This is a genomic window from Bacillus sp. S/N-304-OC-R1, assembly GCF_019749375.1.
Lineage (GTDB): Bacteria > Bacillota > Bacilli > Bacillales > Cytobacillaceae > Cytobacillus.
This window is the reverse complement of record NZ_JACWFE010000025.1, coordinates 1-18,757: the sequence shown is the minus strand read 5'-3', so window position 1 is coordinate 18,757 and position 18,757 is coordinate 1. Positions and strand designations below refer to the sequence as shown.

The 18,757-nt window shown below is 39.1% G+C and carries 18 protein-coding genes; 7 read left to right on the top strand and 11 right to left on the bottom strand.

Going from position 1 to position 18,757, the window contains the following annotated elements:
- Positions 1-81: 81 nt before the first annotated feature.
- The 4 genes from H0173_RS20180 to H0173_RS20165 all read right to left on the bottom strand — a co-directional run bounded on the left by H0173_RS20180 (position 82) and on the right by H0173_RS20165 (position 6,216).
- Entirely contained in the window at positions 82-438 is a 357-nt protein-coding gene (locus H0173_RS20180) for an arsenate reductase family protein (RefSeq protein ID WP_221848582.1), read from the bottom strand.
- A gap of 233 nt (positions 439-671) precedes the next feature.
- The gene (locus H0173_RS20175; protein ID WP_221848581.1) at positions 672-2,456 is read right to left on the bottom strand and encodes an acyl-CoA dehydrogenase family protein; all 1,785 of its coding nucleotides are present in this window, start codon (positions 2,454-2,456) and stop codon (positions 672-674) included.
- Between the two features lie 138 nt (positions 2,457-2,594).
- Entirely contained in the window at positions 2,595-3,770 is a 1,176-nt protein-coding gene (locus H0173_RS20170; protein ID WP_221848580.1) for an acetyl-CoA C-acetyltransferase, read from the bottom strand.
- 61 nt (positions 3,771-3,831) lie between these two features.
- Positions 3,832-6,216 carry a 3-hydroxyacyl-CoA dehydrogenase/enoyl-CoA hydratase family protein gene (locus H0173_RS20165; RefSeq protein ID WP_221848736.1) on the bottom strand — a complete coding sequence of 795 codons (2,385 nt, stop codon included), beginning with the start codon at positions 6,214-6,216 and terminating at the stop codon, positions 3,832-3,834.
- Positions 6,217-6,536: 320 nt separating this feature from the next.
- Between H0173_RS20165 and H0173_RS20160 the strand changes: the two genes are divergently transcribed.
- From H0173_RS20160 to H0173_RS20150, 3 genes are read left to right on the top strand one after another with little or no spacing between them, the layout of a single operon-like run.
- Positions 6,537-6,671, top strand: a complete 135-nt coding sequence (locus H0173_RS20160; RefSeq protein ID WP_221848579.1) for a YuzL family protein — start codon at positions 6,537-6,539, stop codon at positions 6,669-6,671.
- Between the two features lie 55 nt (positions 6,672-6,726).
- Entirely contained in the window at positions 6,727-7,005 is a 279-nt protein-coding gene (locus H0173_RS20155; RefSeq protein WP_221848578.1) for a hypothetical protein, read from the top strand.
- A 27-nt stretch (positions 7,006-7,032) separates the two neighbouring features.
- A complete protein-coding gene (locus tag H0173_RS20150; protein WP_221848577.1) occupies positions 7,033-7,362 on the top strand; it encodes a spore coat protein in 330 nt (109 codons plus the stop codon).
- A gap of 35 nt (positions 7,363-7,397) precedes the next feature.
- On the opposite strand, the gene H0173_RS20145 is transcribed toward H0173_RS20150, so the two are convergent.
- Genes H0173_RS20145 through H0173_RS20125 form a run of 5 tightly spaced genes read right to left on the bottom strand, consistent with a single transcriptional unit; the run spans position 7,398 to position 11,350 of the window.
- Positions 7,398-7,643, bottom strand: a complete 246-nt coding sequence (locus H0173_RS20145) for a YusU family protein (protein ID WP_221848576.1) — start codon at positions 7,641-7,643, stop codon at positions 7,398-7,400.
- A complete protein-coding gene (locus tag H0173_RS20140; RefSeq protein WP_221848575.1) occupies positions 7,621-8,445 on the bottom strand; it encodes an IucA/IucC family C-terminal-domain containing protein in 825 nt (274 codons plus the stop codon). Before H0173_RS20140 ends, H0173_RS20145 begins: the two co-directional genes overlap by 23 nt.
- Positions 8,414-9,262, bottom strand: coding sequence for an ABC transporter ATP-binding protein (locus H0173_RS20135; protein WP_221848735.1), 849 nt, complete (start codon positions 9,260-9,262; stop codon positions 8,414-8,416). Before H0173_RS20135 ends, H0173_RS20140 begins: the two co-directional genes overlap by 32 nt.
- A 31-nt stretch (positions 9,263-9,293) precedes the next feature.
- Complete coding sequence (locus H0173_RS20130; protein WP_221848574.1) at positions 9,294-10,349, bottom strand: FecCD family ABC transporter permease; 1,056 nt, start codon at positions 10,347-10,349, stop codon at positions 9,294-9,296.
- Positions 10,349-11,350, bottom strand: a complete 1,002-nt coding sequence (locus H0173_RS20125; RefSeq protein WP_221848573.1) for a FecCD family ABC transporter permease — start codon at positions 11,348-11,350, stop codon at positions 10,349-10,351. The genes H0173_RS20130 and H0173_RS20125 overlap by 1 nt, the downstream gene beginning before the upstream one ends.
- A 180-nt stretch (positions 11,351-11,530) precedes the next feature.
- Between H0173_RS20125 and H0173_RS20120 the strand changes: the two genes are divergently transcribed.
- The 4 genes from H0173_RS20120 to H0173_RS20105 all read left to right on the top strand — a co-directional run bounded on the left by H0173_RS20120 (position 11,531) and on the right by H0173_RS20105 (position 16,371).
- Positions 11,531-12,499 carry an ABC transporter substrate-binding protein gene (locus tag H0173_RS20120; protein ID WP_221848572.1) on the top strand — a complete coding sequence of 323 codons (969 nt, stop codon included), beginning with the start codon at positions 11,531-11,533 and terminating at the stop codon, positions 12,497-12,499.
- A gap of 208 nt (positions 12,500-12,707) precedes the next feature.
- A complete protein-coding gene (locus tag H0173_RS20115; protein WP_221848571.1) occupies positions 12,708-14,201 on the top strand; it encodes a spore germination protein in 1,494 nt (497 codons plus the stop codon).
- A 20-nt stretch (positions 14,202-14,221) separates the two neighbouring features.
- Positions 14,222-15,310: a GerAB/ArcD/ProY family transporter gene (locus H0173_RS20110; RefSeq protein WP_221848570.1), complete on the top strand. Its 1,089-nt coding sequence runs from the start codon at positions 14,222-14,224 to the stop codon at positions 15,308-15,310.
- Positions 15,307-16,371 (top strand): Ger(x)C family spore germination protein, encoded by a 1,065-nt coding sequence (locus H0173_RS20105; RefSeq protein ID WP_221848569.1) that lies wholly within the window; start codon positions 15,307-15,309, stop codon positions 16,369-16,371. The genes H0173_RS20110 and H0173_RS20105 overlap by 4 nt, the downstream gene beginning before the upstream one ends.
- Positions 16,372-16,408: 37 nt before the next feature.
- Here H0173_RS20105 and H0173_RS20100 read toward each other — a convergent pair whose 3' ends face one another.
- The gene (locus tag H0173_RS20100; protein ID WP_221848568.1) at positions 16,409-17,584 is read right to left on the bottom strand and encodes an FtsW/RodA/SpoVE family cell cycle protein; all 1,176 of its coding nucleotides are present in this window, start codon (positions 17,582-17,584) and stop codon (positions 16,409-16,411) included.
- 109 nt (positions 17,585-17,693) lie between these two features.
- Complete coding sequence (locus tag H0173_RS20095; protein WP_221848567.1) at positions 17,694-18,455, bottom strand: DUF4931 domain-containing protein; 762 nt, start codon at positions 18,453-18,455, stop codon at positions 17,694-17,696.
- Between the last annotated feature and the right edge of the window lie 302 nt (positions 18,456-18,757).

The window sequence follows — 18,757 nt, the reverse complement described above, 5'->3', positions numbered from 1 at the left end:
ATTATTCTTTCTAAATTGATCGTAAATTCGATCTCTTCCTTCATCATGGCAAAAAGGACGATCTTTTTCAATCCTTTTTTATTAAAGCCACGATTTTTCATAATCCTCTTCCTTGAATCCAACTGTGACTTTCTTGCCATCTGTTAAAATTGGCCGCTTTATCAACATTCCATCAGTAGCCAGCAAATCAAGCAATTCATCATCTGAAGACGTTTTGACCTTATCCTTTAATCCAAGTTCACGATATTTCATACCGCTCGTATTAAAGAATTTTTTTATATCCAAACCGCTTTTTTTGTAAAGATCCTCTAGTTCGCTGCGGGAAGGCGGATTTTCAGCAATATGTACAGCCTCATAAGTAAGCCCTTGTTCATCTAGCCACTTCTTCGCATTTCGGCAAGTACCACATTTTGGATACCAATAAAAAGTGAGTGCCATTTTTTCACCACCTGATTAGGCGCTTCCGCTTTATTCTTCCAAATCATGATTGAAATCAATCAAATATTAACATATTTTTTTCGTAAAACCTAACATCTGCTATCAACATGGATTCGACACTTTTCACCATAGTCCTGCTAAAATGAAAAAATATTTTTTGTTAATACTGTGAACTTACATAGGGTCTGGCAATGATGCCAATTCGCATCATACCAGACCCTTATAATTAATCATTATAGAACAAAACGTTCAGCGTCAATGATCTTATCAGCTGCTTCACGCTTTTTCGCGATAACGTTAATTGGCGTGTGGCGTGTAAACTTGCGTAATGCAGAGATCATCATTCTTAAAGCATCGCCTGTTTCAACAGCAACTAGTGTTTCTTTAGCATCCTGCTCAATTTTGTTGAATGCTTCTTGACAGAAGATTTGTGTATAAAGAAGCTTTTGCTTGCTCTTTTCTAGACCATCTTTTTGGATTGCCTTCTCTGTTCGAAGAACGGCAGATTCCATTGCATAAGCATTTGAAATAATGTCTGCAATATTAACTAAAACCTCTTGCTCTTTTTCTAGGGCCTTGCCATATTTTTGTGCAGCTAGTCCTGCAGCTAGCAATCCGATTTTCTTAGCATTTTTCACAAGATATTTTTCTTGTGCAAGTGGTTCGTCACCAGGCTCTTCCGGCATAAGCATCATTAATTCCTCTTGCAGTGCCATTGCTTTTTCGAATAATGGAAGCTCTCCCTTGAAAGCCTTGCGGATATATGTGCCAGGAACTAATAAGCGATTAATTTCATTTGTTCCTTCAAAGATGCGGTTTATACGTGAATCGCGGTACGCTCTTTCGATTTCGTATTCAGCCATGAATCCATAACCACCATGGATTTGTACACCTTCATCAACTACATGGTCAAGGACTTCTGTTGAGAAGAATTTATTTAAAGAACACTCAATTGCGTATTCTGCAATCGATTTTGCTACTTCCTTGCCATCCTTTACTTCTTCTTCTGATAATTTGCTCATACGATCTTCAAATAAGCCAACTGTACGGTAAACAGAGCTTTCAGCCGCATAAATCTTTGAAGCCAATGTACCGAATTTTTCTTTCGTTAAATTGAATTGGGCGATTGGCGTTTTAAATTGCTGACGCTGATTTGCATATTGAACTGTAATTTCAAATGCACGCTTAGATCCGCCAACTGCGCCTACTCCTAATTTATAACGTCCGATATTAAGAATATTGAAGGCAATAATATGGCCTCTGCCTAATTCTCCTAATAAATTTTCTTTTGGGACAAGAGCATCCTCCAGAATTAACGTACGAGTTGAAGAACTTTTAATGCCCATTTTCTTTTCTTCAGCACCTACTGATACTCCAGGAAATTCTCTTTCAACGATGAAAGCTGAAAAATGCTCACCATCAACCTTTGCGTACACAACGAAAACATCTGCGAACCCTGCGTTTGTAATCCATTGTTTTTCACCATTTAAAACATAATGCGTGCCTTCTGCATTTAACTTTGCTGTCGTTCTCGCTCCAAGCGCGTCGGAGCCTGAGCCCGGCTCTGTTAATGCGTAGGCAGCAAGCTTTTCTCCAGTTGCTAGTACTGGTAAGTACTGCTGCCTTTGCTCTTCTGTTCCGAATAAAACAATTGGAAGCGAACCGATCCCAACATGAGCGCCATGAGAAATAGAGAATCCGCCGGCACGAGCCATTTTTTCAGCAATAAGGGCTGAGCTTACTTTATCTAGTGCTAAACCGCCGTATTCTTCCGGAATGTCCGCACCTAGCAGCCCAAGCTCGCCAGCCTGCTTCAATAATTTTACTGAGCGGTCAAATTCATGATTTTCCAAATGTTCTACTTCAGGAAGCACTTCATTAATAACAAATTCCTCAGTGGTTTTGGCAATCATTTTGTGCTCATCTGTGTAATCCTCCGGTGTGAAAACACGATCATAGGAGATATCTTCGATTAAAAAGCTTCCACCTTTAATTAGGTTATCTGTTTGATTTGACATGTTTTTTTCCTCCATTCGCTTGATTTTTATTTATGGTGACCTTTCTTGATTTTTATTTATGGTGACCTTTAGGATGTAGAATTTGATTCGTAGGGCGCCATGAACTCTTTTAAGCTGTTCTCAATCTACTCCTTGACCCTAAAGTAGTTCAAATACGCCAGCTGCGCCCATTCCTCCACCGATGCACATGGTGACTACACCGAATTGCTGGTTACGGCGCTTCATTTCGTGAATGAGGGATAGGGTTAGTTTTGCGCCTGTGCAGCCTAGCGGGTGACCGAGTGCAATGGCACCGCCGTTGACGTTTACCTTGTCTTCATCAAGTCCAAGCTCACGAATGATTTGGATGGATTGAGAGGCAAAGGCTTCGTTTAGTTCGAATAATCCGATATCTGATAATTCAAGACCTGCTAGCTTTAACGCTTTTGGGATAGCGACGACCGGGCCGATTCCCATGATTTCTGGCGGTACTCCGCCAACTGCGAATGATCTAAATTTTGCCATTGGCTTCAGGCCGGAGCTTTCAGCCTTTTCACGGTCCATCACCATGACCGCTGCTGCTCCATCACTTGTCTGTGAAGAGTTTCCAGCGGTTACTGTGCCCGTTATGGAGAAAGCTGGACGAAGCTTAGCTAATGTTTCAATTGTTGAATCTGGACGAACTCCTTCATCCTGGCTGAACTGGATTGTTTTTTCGATCAATTTATTGTCTTTTCCTACTAAGCGGAAAGTAACGTCCACTGGTACAATTTCATCAGCAAATTTTCCTTCTTCAATGGCTTTTGCCGCTTTTTGGTGGCTTCGAACCGCAAAGGCATCCTGTTCTTCACGGGAAATGCCATATTTTTTCGCCACCTCTTCTGCTGTATGGCCCATGCCCATATAATATTGGGGAGCTGTTTCGGCTAATTTGGCATTTGGGCGTGTCACATGCCCCATCATCGGAACGAGACTCATCGACTCTGCACCACCTGCAATAATGGTGTCAGCATGACCAATCATAATTTTCTCAGCAGCATAAGCAATTGATTGTAAACCTGATGAGCAGTAACGATTAATAGTAATCGCCGGAACACTATATGACAATCCGGCCAGTGCTCCGATATTCCTTGCCATATTAAGTCCCTGCTCCGCTTCTGGCATTGCACATCCGATTATTAAGTCATCGATATTTCCTTCGTAGTTTCCTGCTCGCTTTAATGTTTCCTGTACTACAAGGGCACCTAAATCATCCGGTCTAACATGTGCAAGCGTCCCTTTCTTTGCCTTACCAACCGGTGTGCGGGCTCCTGTTACGATAACCGCTTCTCTCATTTTATTCCCTCTCTTTCTCCCACTCTTTTAAAAATACGACACTATTACTCCCATTTTAGAATTAATTACGTAACGGTTTCCCTTTTAGAAGCATGTGCTGCATACGCTGAAGTGTTTTTGGCTCTTGCAGCAGACTTAAGAATGCCTCTCTCTCTAAATCTAGTAGATATTGTTCATCTACTTCCGTTCCATACGGCACCTTCCCGCCAGCAATCACATAAGCTAATTTCTTAGCAATTTTCAAATCATGCTCTGAAATATAACCTGAATACATCATCGTCTGAGCGCCTAATAGTAAAGTGGCGTAGCCTGTTTCCCCAACTACTGGCACTTTTTTGCGGATTGGCGGTTTATAGCCTTTTTCGTATAGCGCTAGGACAACCTGTTTAGCGTCATATAATAAATGATCGCCATTTACACTAATTCCATCTGCATTATTCAAGAAGTTATTCTCACGAGCTTCTTCCCCGGAAGTCGAAACCTTTGCCATTGCTATCGTTTCAAATACTTTGTTGGCTACTTTTTGAAGATCGAATTCTATTCCATTTGGTAAGCTGTTTAGATGCTTTATATAAAGCTCTTTATTTCCGCCACCGCCGGGGAGCAGTCCTACTCCAACTTCTACAAGCCCCATATATGTTTCACTTGCCGCTTGAATATGTGCGGTTGGAAGACAAACCTCTGCCCCTCCGCCCAGTGTCATACCGAACGGTGCAGCGACAACTGGCTTTGAGCAATACTTAATTTTCAACATCGCCTGCTGGAAGTGACGGACAACCATATCAAGCTCGAAAATATTATCATCTTGCGCTTCCATCAGAATCATGGCAAGGTTAGCACCAACGCTGAAATTTTTACCTTGATTTCCGATCACAAGACCTTTATAGTTCTTTTCTACTTCGTCGATTGAGAAGTTAATCATTTGGATGATATCAAGGCCAAGCGCGTTGCTCTTAGAATGGAATTCCAGCAATGCAACACCATCGCCTAAATCAATTAGACTCGCTCCGCTATTCTTTTTAATCACGCCATTTTTCTTTTTCAATCTTTTTACATTAATTACTTTTGGATTTTCTACCAAAAGTTTGTATTCGCCATTATGGTAGTAATAGAGGTCTCCATTTTCCTCTTCCTTATAGAAAGACTGGTTGCCTTTTTCAAGCATTTTCTTTACCCATGCAGGGACTGTTAATCCAGACTCCTCCATTTTCTTCACGGATTTTTCTACACCAATTGCGTCCCAAGTTTGGAATGGTCCTAGCTCCCAGCCAAAGCCCCATTTCATTGCTTGATCAATCGCTACGACATCATCAGCAATAGTCCCGAGTAATTGAGCAGAATAAATAAGTGCTGGGCTTAATATATTCCATAGTAATTGGCCAGCACGATCATCTGCATATACAAGCGCTTTCATTTTGCCCGCCGTGCCTTTTTCTTGCTTGCTTAATTCTGTTGCTGTCGTTTTTAACTTTTTGCGCGGCCCGTATTCAAGTGTTTGCGGGTCCAATTCAAGAATTTCTTTTCCTTGTTTTAAGAAAAACCCTTGACCGGATTTACTCCCTAGCCAGCCTTTATTAAGCATTTCTTTCATAAAATCCGGCACAGCAAAAATGTTCTTTTCTTGGCCTTCCACTTGCTCAAAGACGTTGTTCGCTACATGAACAAATGTATCTAATCCAACAACATCCAGTGTGCGGAAGGTGGCGCTCTTTGGTCTGCCAATTAACGGACCTGTAATGGAGTCAACTTCGCCTACACTATAGCCGCCTTTAAGCATTTCCTGTAATGTCACTAATAGACCATAAGTACCGATCCGGTTTGCAATAAAGTTCGGTGTATCCTTCGCTTCAACGACACCTTTGCCGAGCACATCCTCGCCGAAAGTTTTAATAAAAGCAAGAACTTCAGGATCCGTATTTTTCGTTGGAATAACTTCCAATAGTTTCAAATACCGCGGAGGGTTAAAAAAGTGAGTGCCTAGGAAATGCTTCCTAAAATCTTCTGAGCGACCTTCTGACATCGCTTCAACCGAAATTCCTGATGTATTCGAACTCACAATACTGCCAGGCTTTCGATAACGATCTACTTTTTCAAATACTTGTTTTTTAATGTCTAGATTTTCGACAACGACTTCAATGACCCAATCTACATCCTTTAGACGCTCCAGGTCATCATCGAAATTTCCTGCTTCTATTAAAGCCAAATTCGCTTTGGATGTTAGCGGTGCTGGCTTCTGCTTTAATAGCTTCTGCCGTCCCGTTTCGCTAATACGATTCCGAACTGCCTTATCTTCAAGGGTTAATCCCTTCACTTTTTCTGCTTCAGTTAATTCCCGAGGTACAATATCCAGCAATAAGGTTGGGATTCCGATGTTCGCTAAGTGGGTTGCAATCCCAGAGCCCATTACGCCAGAACCAAGAACTGCCGCTTTTTTGATTTGTTGGATCAACTTAATTTCCCCCTTTTATACTTTTTGAATGAACACTCATTCATTTTTATTCTAAAAAAAATTCCCCTTGAATGAGTCTTTATATTTATAACTATAAAATATTTAAAATATTTAAGCAATATTTTTTGCCCTGATTAACGAAAAATTTCAACCTCTATGTTTTTATTTTATTCACAAGCTTGCGTGTTCATGAATAGTGTTTTTAAAAAAATTTCTTAGCCCCCTAATCCCAAAACAATTATGACAAATGCTTTCGGCCATTTTTTTCTAGTGAAAAAATCGATATTGGGCACGCTACATAATGGAGGTGATTAGTGATGCCGAAAAGAAAAAAGAACCCTTCAAAGGCAGGGGTAAGTGCAGCTAGTGTAAAGGGGAATGCCGGTCCAACCGTTGAAGCAGATGGCGGCGGAAAAGTGAACAGCCAAAATAATCAGTATAAAAAAAGTTAATATAATCGATAAATCCTAATTCCATAACAGAATATTTATAACGGAGGGATCATTCATGCAGCAGCAAAATATGAATATGAATATGAACATGCAAAATCAAGGAATGATGCAACAGCCCCCAGCGGTTGTCTCTACGAAAGACTCTATGTACCTTACTGATATGCTTTCTTGGAATTTATTAGCTGTGAAAAAGGCGCATTTTTATGCTCAGCACTGTCAGGATCAAGAACTAAAAGCAGCGTTTGAAAACTGCGGACAAATGCATCAGCACCATTACGAACAAATCCTGACACATTTGAATCCTCAAAGCCAGTCCTTTAACGGATTACAATAAAAACAATAGAATGGGGGTCCTTAAAAAATGAATCCAAATCCAAACCAAAAAATCCAAAATCCTGAGACACAAATTCCTAAAACACCGCAAATGAATGAGCGCGATTTTACGAATGATCTTTTATCAACGGAAAAATATATGACTGCTTCCTACTGCACCTATTTAAATGAAGCGAGTCATCAGTCCCTTTATCAGGATGTATTAAACATTTTCACAGAAACTCAAAACCAGCAGCGTGAATTATATAATCTAATGTTTCGAAAAGGCTGGTACAAGCTAGAAGCCGCCGATCAGCAAAAAATGCAGCAAAGCTACCAGCAGTTTCAAGGATATACGAACCAATTGCCATATCAATAAAAATAGTAAAGCCGTTCTCATCGAGAGAAACGGCTTTATTTATTGCTTCTATGTTCATCATTCATTTGCTTGATTTGGGCAATTAGAGCTTTCATGTCATCTTTTGCATCTGGATATGTGTCATTCCAGTGCTTTATTAATGGTGGCATGGATTTTGCAATAAAAGAATACAATACCCAGGCTTGGACTTTTTCTTTCATTTCGCTGCTGGAGTCCCCAATAAGCAGCTCAGTGTATTTTTCTAGTAAACCATCAAGCTTATCCTTCAGTTCTTGGTTCAAGGGTCTTTTCCTCCCGTCTAGTTATTTCATTTATTAGCGGACAAGCTGCACAAGTATGCGGGCAGGTATTACAGCGTTTTTTAGCTTTTGTTAAATAAGATAAACAGCATGTATTGCGAGGCCTGACCTCTCTCTCAAACTCTTCTAAATAAATATGTTGATTAAAATATCTTTTTAACGGGTTATCATGTAGGGAGCCAAATAATGACCCGTCGGCCTGAAAAACTAAATATTGAAAGTCTTCTTTTGCACGAAGAATAACCTCTTCTGGCAGCTTCTCTTTACTTAATATCGTTTCGTATAGCCAATAAATATAGACAGCAATATTTTCCCAAAGAATGAGCTTGGATACCTTAGTAACACTGGAAAGATTTTTGATTAGCGGGAAAAGGTGATCAGAAAAAAGCATTTTAACGCAATTTTTCCGCCATGCATTCCTGTCCTCATTATAAGCTTTTTCGGCACTCTTCTCATTAAAATAAAAGCTTGGGAGCCATAATTCATCATGGTCATCGGTTTCCAAAGTCACATTTTCAAATGAGATATCGAGCTTCTTATTCCATACGGTCATCGCGTACAAATAATTAACCGCCAAAAATGCATATCGTTTGATAAAGATTGATGCCGTTACCTTCTCATTTGCCGCATCTATATGTTGGCTAAGCTTATCTAAATAATCACGTAAATTCTGCTCTTTTAGCAGCATTTCCAATGAAATAGACAAGGCAGAATTAGACTTTTCAGTCGTAAACCGATAGGAACGGAGCTCATTAATCTGTGCTTCTGAAAGCCATTGAACCATTGCCAGTCCCATCCTTTTTAAATATGTATCTGCCCTTGCCATATGGAATACATAAAGGTGTGCCAAACAATGGATCGGTTGTTACTTCACAGTCCATCTCAAACACATTTTTCACTAAGCTGCAAGTAATCACATTCTCCGGCTTCCCTTGTGCATATATTTTTTGATCTTTAATCGCAACAATATTATGAGCATAACGGCAAGCTAAATTCAAATCATGCAGGACCATGACAACCGTTCTCTTCTCTTTCTCATTTAACTCAAACAGCAAATCGAGAATGTCAATTTGGTGAGTCATATCTAAATATGTGGTCGGTTCATCTAGTAATATCGTATCCGTATCTTGTGCAAGTGTCATCGCAATCCAAGCACGCTGACGCTGTCCTCCTGAAAGAGAGTCAACAGCGCGGTCCTTTAATGACTCAAGACCGGTTGCCATTAAGGCATCATTTACTTTTTTCTCATCTTCTACAGACCACTGCTTAAGCCATGTTTGATAAGGATATCTGCCCTGTTTTACTAGCTGAAGGACTGTTAATCCCTCCGGTGCCACAGGAGATTGGGGAAGTATCGCCATTTTTCTCGCTACTTCCTTTGTAGACAGCTTTGCAATCGCTTCACCCTCCAGTAAAATAGAACCTGATTTGGGCTTTAGCAGGCGGGCGATTGATCTAAGTAAGGTTGATTTACCGCAGCCATTCCCACCGATAAAAACAGTAATTTCTCCTTTAGGTATATTCAAGTCAAGCTCATTGATAATAATGGAATCCCCATAGGATAAAGTCAGTCCTTCTGTAACAATTGCTTGCCCATTCACCAATTTCGCTCCCTCCTTTATACATTACTTTCTATGAATTCCGTGTTTTATAGAGCAAATAGATAAAATATGGTGCACCGATACTAGCTGTGAATACTCCTGCTGGAATTTCAAGCGGTGAAAACAGCGTCCTTCCAATTAAATCAGCAGCCATCACTAATATAGCGCCAATCAATGCCGATGCCGGAAGCAGCGCACCAAAAGAAGAACCTACAAGCCGTCTTGCCATATGGGGCGCCATTAACCCAACAAAGCCAATCCCGCCAGCAAAGGCTACCGATCCGCCAATTAAAGCTGTGCTAACCATCAGCAAAAGGAATCGATACTTCTGAACATGGCTGCCAACACTTGTTGCGATGTCATCTCCAAGCTCCTGAATATTCACATTCCTGGCTAAAATAAATGCAGCCGCACATAGAAATAGAATCCATGGAACAAGGATCGAAACGTGGCTCCAGTTTGATCCATAAACAGTTCCTGTTATCCAAATATTCGCCTGGCTTGCCTGATAAATCGGGCCAAGCAGCATCATTAAAGTCGTTAATGCCTTCATTAGGCTGTATAAACCAATCCCGATTAAGACAAGCCTGATTGGCGAAACTCCGTCCTTCCATGCTAATAAATATACTAAAAACGCAACAGCTGTTGCACCGATAAATGCAGCAACTGGCAGCCAATCAATACTAACGGTCAACGCATTGCTTTCATCACTAAATAAAGCAAGAAATCCAACAACAGCAACAGATGCTCCCCCTGTAATTCCTAAAATATCAGGCGAGGCGAGCGGATTTCGGATAATCCCTTGAAGGATTGCCCCTGCAACCGCGAGTCCAATCCCAACCATTAATGAAACAATGATTCTTGGCAGCCGAAAAGATTGAACAACTAGCTGCTCCATTTCTGTGCCACCGCCAAAGAATACTTTTATAACATTTATTGGACTAATCTTCATTTCGCCGATTCCAGTACTAATAATGAAAACCCCGGCAGTAGCGCATAAAAGAATAAGAATAATGAATAAAGCCTTTTGATCAACTAAAAACGAAACCTTGTCTTTAAATAACCGGACATTTTTATATTGGCGCATTATTTATTGAACCCCTTTCTCGCAATATAGATGAAAAAAGGTGTTCCAATAACAGCAGTCATCACTCCGACAGGCACTTCCTGCGGCATAATTATATACCTTGAACAGATGTCAGCTGCAAGAAGCAGCATCCCACCAAAGACAGCTGAAAACGGGATTACCCAACGATGGTCAATTCCGACAGCAGCACGTGTAATATGGGGAATCACGATTCCAATAAAGCCGATTGGCCCTGCAACAGCTACTGCTCCGCCAGACAAGAGAATAATCGCAATTCCAGCAATGATTTTGAGCAAGCCTGTTTTTAAGCCTAACCCCTTTGCCACATCCTCGCCCATTGAAAGGATATTCATTTTATTAGAAATGAACATGGCAATGACCCAGCCAACAGCTAGATAAGGAAGAACAGCTACTAACGTTTCGAGCTTCCTTCCTGAAACTGAGCCTGCCAGCCAGAACAGAACCTGCTCTAATGCAGTTTCATTTATTACTAGAAAACCTTGAGTCATTGAGGCAAACATAGCACTAATAGCTGCCCCTGCTAGCGTAAGCTTCATCGGAGTTAACCCTTCTCTTCCAAATGAGCCAATAGCATAGACACAAACAAAAGCTGCTGTCGCTCCTAAAAAAGACACCCAAGTAAAAATTTGCAAATTGCTTAAGGAAAACAGCGTAACTACGATAACAACAGCAAACCCTGCACCAGCATTAATCCCGAATATTTCCGGGGCTGCTAATGGATTCTTCGTTAATGTTTGCAGCAGAACTCCTGCAATAGCAAGGCTAGCTCCAACCGCTGAAGCAATCAATGCCCTCGGCAGCCTGACTGACTGAATAATCAAATCCTCATTCGATCCGTCAAACGCTGAAAAAGCATCAATAGCCATTTTCCATGTCGTATTTGTATATCCATATACAATACTCGCACACATTAAAAAAATTAAAATGATAATAGATATCAATAAACCAATCCATCGTTGTGAATTATTTTTTAACAGCATAAGCATAAACCTTTCATTAAGAAATGTTCCGTATTCATTTTCAGTCTATTGGATGAAAAACATGATGTCAATGAATTTGATAATCATTTTCAATTAACTATTGACAACCATAATAAACCATCATAAGATAGTGTTATCATTGAAAATGATTATCAATAGCAATTAGGAGGGAACTACATAATGAAATCATTTAAATTATCTCTAATGATTATTTCTATCCTGTCGTTTTTCGTTTTAGCTGCATGCGGAAATAACTCAAGCAAACAAACTAACAATGAAAAAGAAACAGATAATAAGACTGAAGAAACAGGCTATACTGTTCAACATGCAATGGGAGAAACAACAATTAAAGAAACGCCTAAGAAGGTCGTTATTTTAACAAATGAAGGAACTGAAGCCCTATTAGCATTAGGGGTTACACCTGTTGGTGCGGTTCAGTCCTGGACCGGTGATCCTTGGTACCCCCATATTGCAGACAAAATGGCTGATGTTAAAGTTGTAGGTACAGAGAGTGAAGTCAATGTGGAAGCAATTGCAGCATTAAAGCCAGATTTAATTATTGGAAACAAAATGCGCCAAGAAAAAATATACGATCAATTAAGTGCCATTGCCCCTACCGTATTCGCTGAAACTTTACGAGGCAACTGGCAGGAAAACTTTAAGCTTTATGCAAAGGCTTTGAATAAGGAAGCTGAAGGCCAGAAGGTTATTGCTGATTATAATCAGCGCATTAAAGATATTAAGGAGAAGCTTGGGGATAAAGTGAACAAAGAGGTTTCAATCGTTCGCTTTATGGCTGGAGATGTACGTATTTATCATAAGGATACTTTCTCAGGAGTGATCTTAGACCAAATTGGATTTGCTAGACCTGAAAGCCAAAATGTTGATGATTTCGCTGAAAGAAATGCAACGAAAGAAAGAATTCCTGCAATGGATGGTGACGTGCTATTCTACTTCACATATGAAACTGGTGACGGTGAAGCAAGCAGTTTAGAAGAAGAGTGGATTGAAGATCCATTATTCAAAAATCTAAGCGTCGTGAAAGCAGGCAATATCCACAAAGTGGATGATGTGATTTGGAATACTGCAGGTGGCGTTATTGCTGCTAACTTAATGCTTGATGATATTGAGAAATATTTTATAAAGTAACTAAAAAATGACTGCGCTTGCGCGCCAGTCATTTTTTTCTTTCCTTTCAAGAAGACATTTATTACTGCTCAGCCCTCTCTGCCTTATCTTATGATCATCATTTACCCATGTAAAAGGTTGGCGCTCATTTCAAAAACATTGTCCCTCATCATCATAAAGTTTCCATTTTCGGTAACAATAAGCGTAATCAGAAAATGATGGTGATTATATGAAAAGATGGATTCGCAAGAAACAAAATGAATCAAAAAAAGAGCAAAGCAATTTGGAGAAATCATTGGAAAAATCAAAGGATTTTGCTAAATCCTTTCATAGAAATCAAAAGACAAATATTCGTATTTGCTTGACCTTTATGTCTTCATTAGTTGATCAAGAAATTATTCAGCAAGCCTTGCTCCCAGAACTGCTGGAAGGCGAACTGAACATCATTGAAGATGTAAAAAAATTGATTCCTTTAACAGATGTAGAAATATCAGAAGAATACGATAAAGTTGAGCAAAAATTACTAAACGGATATGTCATGGTAACCCTTGAAAGTGTTGAGGATAAATTTGCCTTTATCGCCGTCCAAAAAGAAAATGTCAGAAGTATTTCTCCTCCTGAAATTGAGTTTTCTGTGATTGGTCCAAAGGAAGCATTCGTTGAATCACTTGGAACAAATTTAAATTTGATTAGAAAACGATTGCCCGTAAAAGAACTTATTGTTGAGGAATTTACACTAGGAAGCCTATCCAAAACTAGAGTAGCCCTTTTATATATGGACGGAATCACAAATGAGGAAAATATTAATACTGTCAGACAGCGAATAAAGGAAGTTGAATTTGATGCCATTACGGACAGTTCCTATATTGTTCAGCTCATTAGTGATAACTCAAATTCTCCTTTTCCTCAGCTATTGGACACAGAAAGACCTGACCGGGTTGTAGGGGTATTAGCCGAAGGGAAGATCGGAATTATTGTAGATGGGTCCCCACATGTACTAATTGCACCGACCACTTTAGTTGAATTTTTCGGGTCATTTGAAGATTATTTTTTAAATTGGATTCTTGCTTCATTTTTCCGATTAATACGTGTATTTTCCGTTTTGTTTTCATTGTTAATTACCCCAATTTACGTTGCGGTGCTTACCTATCATTATGAATTGGTTCCTAAAGATTTAATCGGAACCTTGATTACCTCAAGAAGGGTGGTTCCATTACCGCCTATATTAGAGGCGATATTTCTCGAATTAACAATTGAGCTGCTTAGAGAGGCAGGCGCAAGACTGCCAACTAAAGTCGGACAGACAATTGGTATCGTAGGGGGAATTGTTATTGGTACCGCTTCCGTTGAAGCAGGACTCACTAGTAATGTTCTTCTCATTATTGTTGCTTTGGCTGCTCTAGCGTCCTTTACAACGCCAGTTTATAAGATGGGCAATACGATTCGCTTTCTTCGGTTCCCATTTTTATTATTCGCACAGCTTTGGGGCCTCTTGGGAATTGTTTTTTGTTTTAGCCTAATGCTAACCCATTTATTACGACTCACATCACTTGGACGGCCATTTTTGGCACCACTCTACCCTCCAAGGCTAGAGGACTTAAAGGATTCATTTATCCGGTTCCCTTTTAGAAAGCAATACTTACGGCCGTTTTTCTTACAAACACAAAATCGGGTACGCTTTAGTAAAGAAAAGGCAAAATTGAAAAAAGATATTGATGAATAAGAAAGGAGATGAATAATCCTATGCAGGAGGTAATCCCTGATCGATTTAAAATTGCTCCATTTTTAGTTTTTTATATGGTGGTTTCTATGCAAATCGGAATAGGTACCCTTGGATATCAGCGGATTATAGCAAAGTATACGAGTCAGGATTCGTGGATTTCTGTTCTGCTTGCAGGATTATCTCTCCATATCATTATATGGCTGATCTATAAAATCGCTGAGACGGTCAACGGAGATATTGTAACAGCTCATGCATTTGTTTTCGGAAAAGTGTTAGGTAAAATAATCAGCTCCTTTTTTATCCTTTACTTTTTATTTATGTCATTAACCGTACTTAGGACCTATATCGAAATCATCCAAGTTTGGGTCTTTCCTAGTATGAGTGTTTTCTGGTATACGCTTGCTTATATGATCTTATGCATTTATATCATTTATGGCGGTTTTAAGGTCGTTGTTGGGATTGCTTTTTTCGGGGCTATCCTTCCATCCTACCTATTTCTTATTTTTATCTATGATTTAAAATTCACGGAGTTTGAGCATCTCCTGCCTATTTTTGACCATTCCATTATGGATCTTTTAACTGGATCCTTTCACATGTCATTATCCTTAATCGGCTTTGAAATCGTGCTGTTTATTTATCCCTTTATTAAGGAACCCCAGAAATCAAAAAAATGGGCTCATTTTGCAATTTTATCCACCACAATGATCTATACCGGATTAATGGTTCTAACCATTGCCTATTTCTCTAATGAGCAGCTTCAAAAGGCCATTTGGGCAACATTAACGATGTGGAAAATTGTTGAAATGCCATTTGTGGAGCGGTTTGAATACATTGGCATTGCAAGCTGGAGCCTAGTCATTCTGCCTAATGTATGCATTCCCATTTGGGTTGCCTCAAGACTGCTGAAAAGAATTTACCATCTAAAACAGAAAAAAGGTGTCCTATTTATTTCAGCTGCCATAATAGGTGTTATTAACATATTTAATACGAGAGAAAGGGTCGGCATACTCAACGATTATCTAGGAAAAACAGGCTTTGCCATTACTTTCATCTATATTCCTTTACTGTTTATAGCAATATTAATAGCAAAGAAGGTGAAGAAGAAATGAGAGTGCTCGTCTTAAGCATTACGATCCTTCTCCTGCTAACGGGATGCGTTCAAAAAAAAATCATTGATGAAGTCAATATTATAGCAGGAGAAGCCTATGATTTAGCTGAGGATGGGAAATTTAATGGCTCCATTCTTTTTCAAGATTACCTTCCTGATAAATCCATTGAAAATAAAGTGTTCGTTACAGAAGGATTAATGCGCAGAGATTTATTATTAAATGTTCAGAAGAAGGCTGCCAGGAACGTTGTGACAGGCGGTATTGAAATTACAATATTTGGTGATAAATTATCTGATACAGGCATCATAGACTTTGTTGACTCTTATGAAAGAGATGCTAGCATTGGGACCCGAAACTATTTAGCAACAGCTCATGAGAGTGCCTTAGAAATTTTAAAAGGAGATTATGGACCCCAAGGAGTTTCAAAATATTTAAGCAGTTTAATTCGGCAAAATATTGAACTAAGAGATGTACCCAAAACAAATTTACATATCTTTCTCCGTGACTTTTACAAAAAGGGGAAGGACCCTTATCTTCCGGAAATAAAACAAATAAGCCCGGAAGATGTTGAAATAAGCGGGCTTAGCATTTTTAAAAACGATAAGGAAATTTATGTTTTGCCTAAAAGTAAAATGTTTTTCTTTAAACTATTATCAGATAAACATAGCCAGGGAACCTTCGAGGTGAAAAATGTAAAAGGTGAGGATGTTGCCATTAGAAGCATCCGATCTACCCATAAGTATAAGCTAACAAGACAGGGTCATTCCCATTTAGATATCTATCTCAAGATCATTGGGGATATTCGAGAGTATACAGGAAAAAGATTAGATCAAAAAGCTGTAGACCAGATTGCTAAAAAATTGGAGGAGGATGTCAATAAAGAATGTTTAAAATTAGTGAAATTATTCCAGAAGAAAAACGTAGATCCTTTAGGGATCGGAAATTTTCATCTTAAAAGGATTCGCGGATACGATTTCAGCAAGTGGGATGAGGATTATAAGAATATGACCTTTAAAATACATACAAAGGTCAAGATTGTTGAAACAGGCGTGGTTGAATAAGAGCGGAGCCCAGAACTTGGGCATCCGCTCTTTTTATTCAATCGGTGTTCGAAAACATATACTTTTTATAATGGTAGCGTATTGAAAATATTAAACTAAGAGCTAGCATATTCCCCATTAAAGAACTGCCTCCATAACTAATAAAAGGTAGTGGAATCCCTGTAATAGGAAGAAGCCCGATGGTCATGCCAATATTTTGAAAGACATGGAAGGTAATCATACTAATAGCCCCTACACAAATATACGAATAAAAGTTATTCTTTGTCTCCATTCCGATCTTTGTTATCTGGTAAATAAGAAGGAAGAATAAACTTACGAGAATACTTGATCCAATAAAGCCAAACTCTTCTCCAACGATACTAAAGATGAAATCCGTATGACTTTCTGGCAAATATACTTCTCTCGTTCCGTAACCTTTTCCGCTTGTTTCACCGGATCCGATGGCAAGAAGTGATCTTGTTAATTGAAAGCCTGTCGAGCTTTGATAATTGTAAGGATCAAGCCATGAGTAGATCCGTCCGAATTGATACTGCTTGACCCCCAAATATTTTTCTAATATGTCGGGCTGCCATAGAACAAAGTAAAAAATAACTGAAATGAGTGTAATGCCTGTCCCGAAAATGGGAACAAGAATTTTCCAAGAAATTCCGGAGATAAATATCATCCCAAGCATGATCGAAATAAAAACAAGACCGGTACCAAGGTCAGGCTGCTGCATGACGAGCAGCAAAGGAATTCCCGTAAATACGCCAAGTTTAATCAACAGCCGAAAATCAGTTTCAATTGTTTTAGCCGGATTCTTCAGATGGTGGTCATCAATGACCTTCGCCAGAACAATAATTAAAAACACCTTCACAAGCTCAGATGGCTGAAGTGAGCCCATTCCAGGCACTCTATACCATGCCTTTGCCCCATTTATCACAGGCGCAATACTGCTTGGCGCAAAAATTAAAAAGGCTAGCAGCAATAAACCAAAGCCGTAAGCATACCAGGAGATTTTCTTCAGCTGTTCGGAATCCAGTCTGATTACCGCTGCAATAATACCTGTGCCCACTATATACCAAATGACTTGCTTCAAGAGAAAGTTCTCTTTATATTGACCTGTTGTTTGTGCACTATAAATCGAAATACAGCTGACTAAAAACAATAAAAATAAAATGAGCACTAAGTTAAAATCTAATTTAGGAGGGATCGTAGTTTTATTTGAAGTCATAGCTTTTCTCCTTATGTTAAAACACCAAAAAAAATAAAATACAATATTTTATTATATTTTTTTACCGATTAAATAACAACTTCATTTTAAATAATGGATCATATTCCCTTTATCTAAAATAACGTTCCCGCACATCATTCTTCATCCACTCTATATTATTAGGAACTTGGGGAATAAAATACCCGATAAAAAGCGGTGTCGTGACAGAACGCGGAACAATCTTCACATAAATATTTCCTTCAAATTCATAAAAGAATAAATTATAGCTCGTACAATTAAATGGAAAATGATTCAAAATATAATGAGCAGCAACCTGGATGTACTTAGCAAATGCCGTTATATCATGAATATCCCCAAGCTTCACATTAAATTCGTAAAATCCAACACGTGGCGCAGTTGATATCGATAACACCGTTCTATTCTTTTCATGAATCGTTAAACCTTCAAAGTCGCTAGCCTGAACCTTTTCAGTATAATCAATATCCTTCAAACCTATTATTTGCATATGCGGATGAGCAATAGTGCCCCCTGATAGTGGACCATGGTTTTTAAAAAAGATAACAGATTTATACTCATTTGAAGCGGCCATTTCCAGCCAGTGAGTTAAACCGAATCGAATGAGTCTTATTAGATGATCCTCCGAATAAACGGAAAGCTCACTATGGCATTCGTCCGTTTCAATTAAGACGGTTTGAAATGTATTCTCTAAAACCGGAAATTTATTTTTTAATAATATGATCGAGCCATCCGAAGCTAGAATATCTGTGAGCTTCTCCCTTTCGCAAAATGGACAGCTTTGCTCTTTATTTCGTATACTATTAGGCTTTTGACGCCCAATTCCTGTATTAAAAAATAGATGAGTATGACTCATGAATATGCACCTGCTTTTCTTTCTGTCTACTCCTATTTTATTGATTATTTTAAGAATATGCGAGAAGAAACACCTATGAAATTTTTGCAAAAGAAAAGCGCAAGCGCCTTGGTCACCCCCGACAAGCACAAGACTAGCCTCACGGAAAGGTGTCCTTTACCTTTCTGGGAGGCTCGTCTTGTGACCTCGAGGGGGTAGGCGCTGGAGCTAGACATTTCTCTGACTCGAGAAGTTATACTTTTATATCAAAAAAAACGTGCAGCCTTTATTTAAAGTGTACCCTTTGTAAAGGACATTTTTAA

Bases quoted from the DNA above. Each gene is read 5' to 3' on its own strand.
- H0173_RS20180 (WP_221848582.1), bottom strand. From the start codon at position 438: ATGGCACTCACTTTTTATTGGTATCCAAAATGTGGTACTTGCCGAAAT.
- H0173_RS20175 (WP_221848581.1), bottom strand. From the start codon at position 2,456: ATGTCAAATCAAACAGATAACCTAATTAAAGGTGGAAGCTTTTTAATC.
- H0173_RS20170 (WP_221848580.1), bottom strand. From the start codon at position 3,770: ATGAGAGAAGCGGTTATCGTAACAGGAGCCCGCACACCGGTTGGTAAG.
- H0173_RS20160 (WP_221848579.1), top strand. From the start codon at position 6,537: ATGCCGAAAAGAAAAAAGAACCCTTCAAAGGCAGGGGTAAGTGCAGCT.
- H0173_RS20155 (WP_221848578.1), top strand. From the start codon at position 6,727: ATGCAGCAGCAAAATATGAATATGAATATGAACATGCAAAATCAAGGA.
- H0173_RS20150 (WP_221848577.1), top strand. From the start codon at position 7,033: ATGAATCCAAATCCAAACCAAAAAATCCAAAATCCTGAGACACAAATT.
- H0173_RS20140 (WP_221848575.1), bottom strand. From the start codon at position 8,445: ATGGTTCAATGGCTTTCAGAAGCACAGATTAATGAGCTCCGTTCCTAT.
- H0173_RS20130 (WP_221848574.1), bottom strand. From the start codon at position 10,349: ATGCGCCAATATAAAAATGTCCGGTTATTTAAAGACAAGGTTTCGTTT.
- H0173_RS20125 (WP_221848573.1), bottom strand. From the start codon at position 11,350: ATGCTGTTAAAAAATAATTCACAACGATGGATTGGTTTATTGATATCT.
- H0173_RS20120 (WP_221848572.1), top strand. From the start codon at position 11,531: ATGAAATCATTTAAATTATCTCTAATGATTATTTCTATCCTGTCGTTT.
- H0173_RS20115 (WP_221848571.1), top strand. From the start codon at position 12,708: ATGAAAAGATGGATTCGCAAGAAACAAAATGAATCAAAAAAAGAGCAA.
- H0173_RS20110 (WP_221848570.1), top strand. From the start codon at position 14,222: ATGCAGGAGGTAATCCCTGATCGATTTAAAATTGCTCCATTTTTAGTT.
- H0173_RS20105 (WP_221848569.1), top strand. From the start codon at position 15,307: ATGAGAGTGCTCGTCTTAAGCATTACGATCCTTCTCCTGCTAACGGGA.
- H0173_RS20100 (WP_221848568.1), bottom strand. From the start codon at position 17,584: ATGACTTCAAATAAAACTACGATCCCTCCTAAATTAGATTTTAACTTA.
- H0173_RS20095 (WP_221848567.1), bottom strand. From the start codon at position 18,455: ATGAGTCATACTCATCTATTTTTTAATACAGGAATTGGGCGTCAAAAG.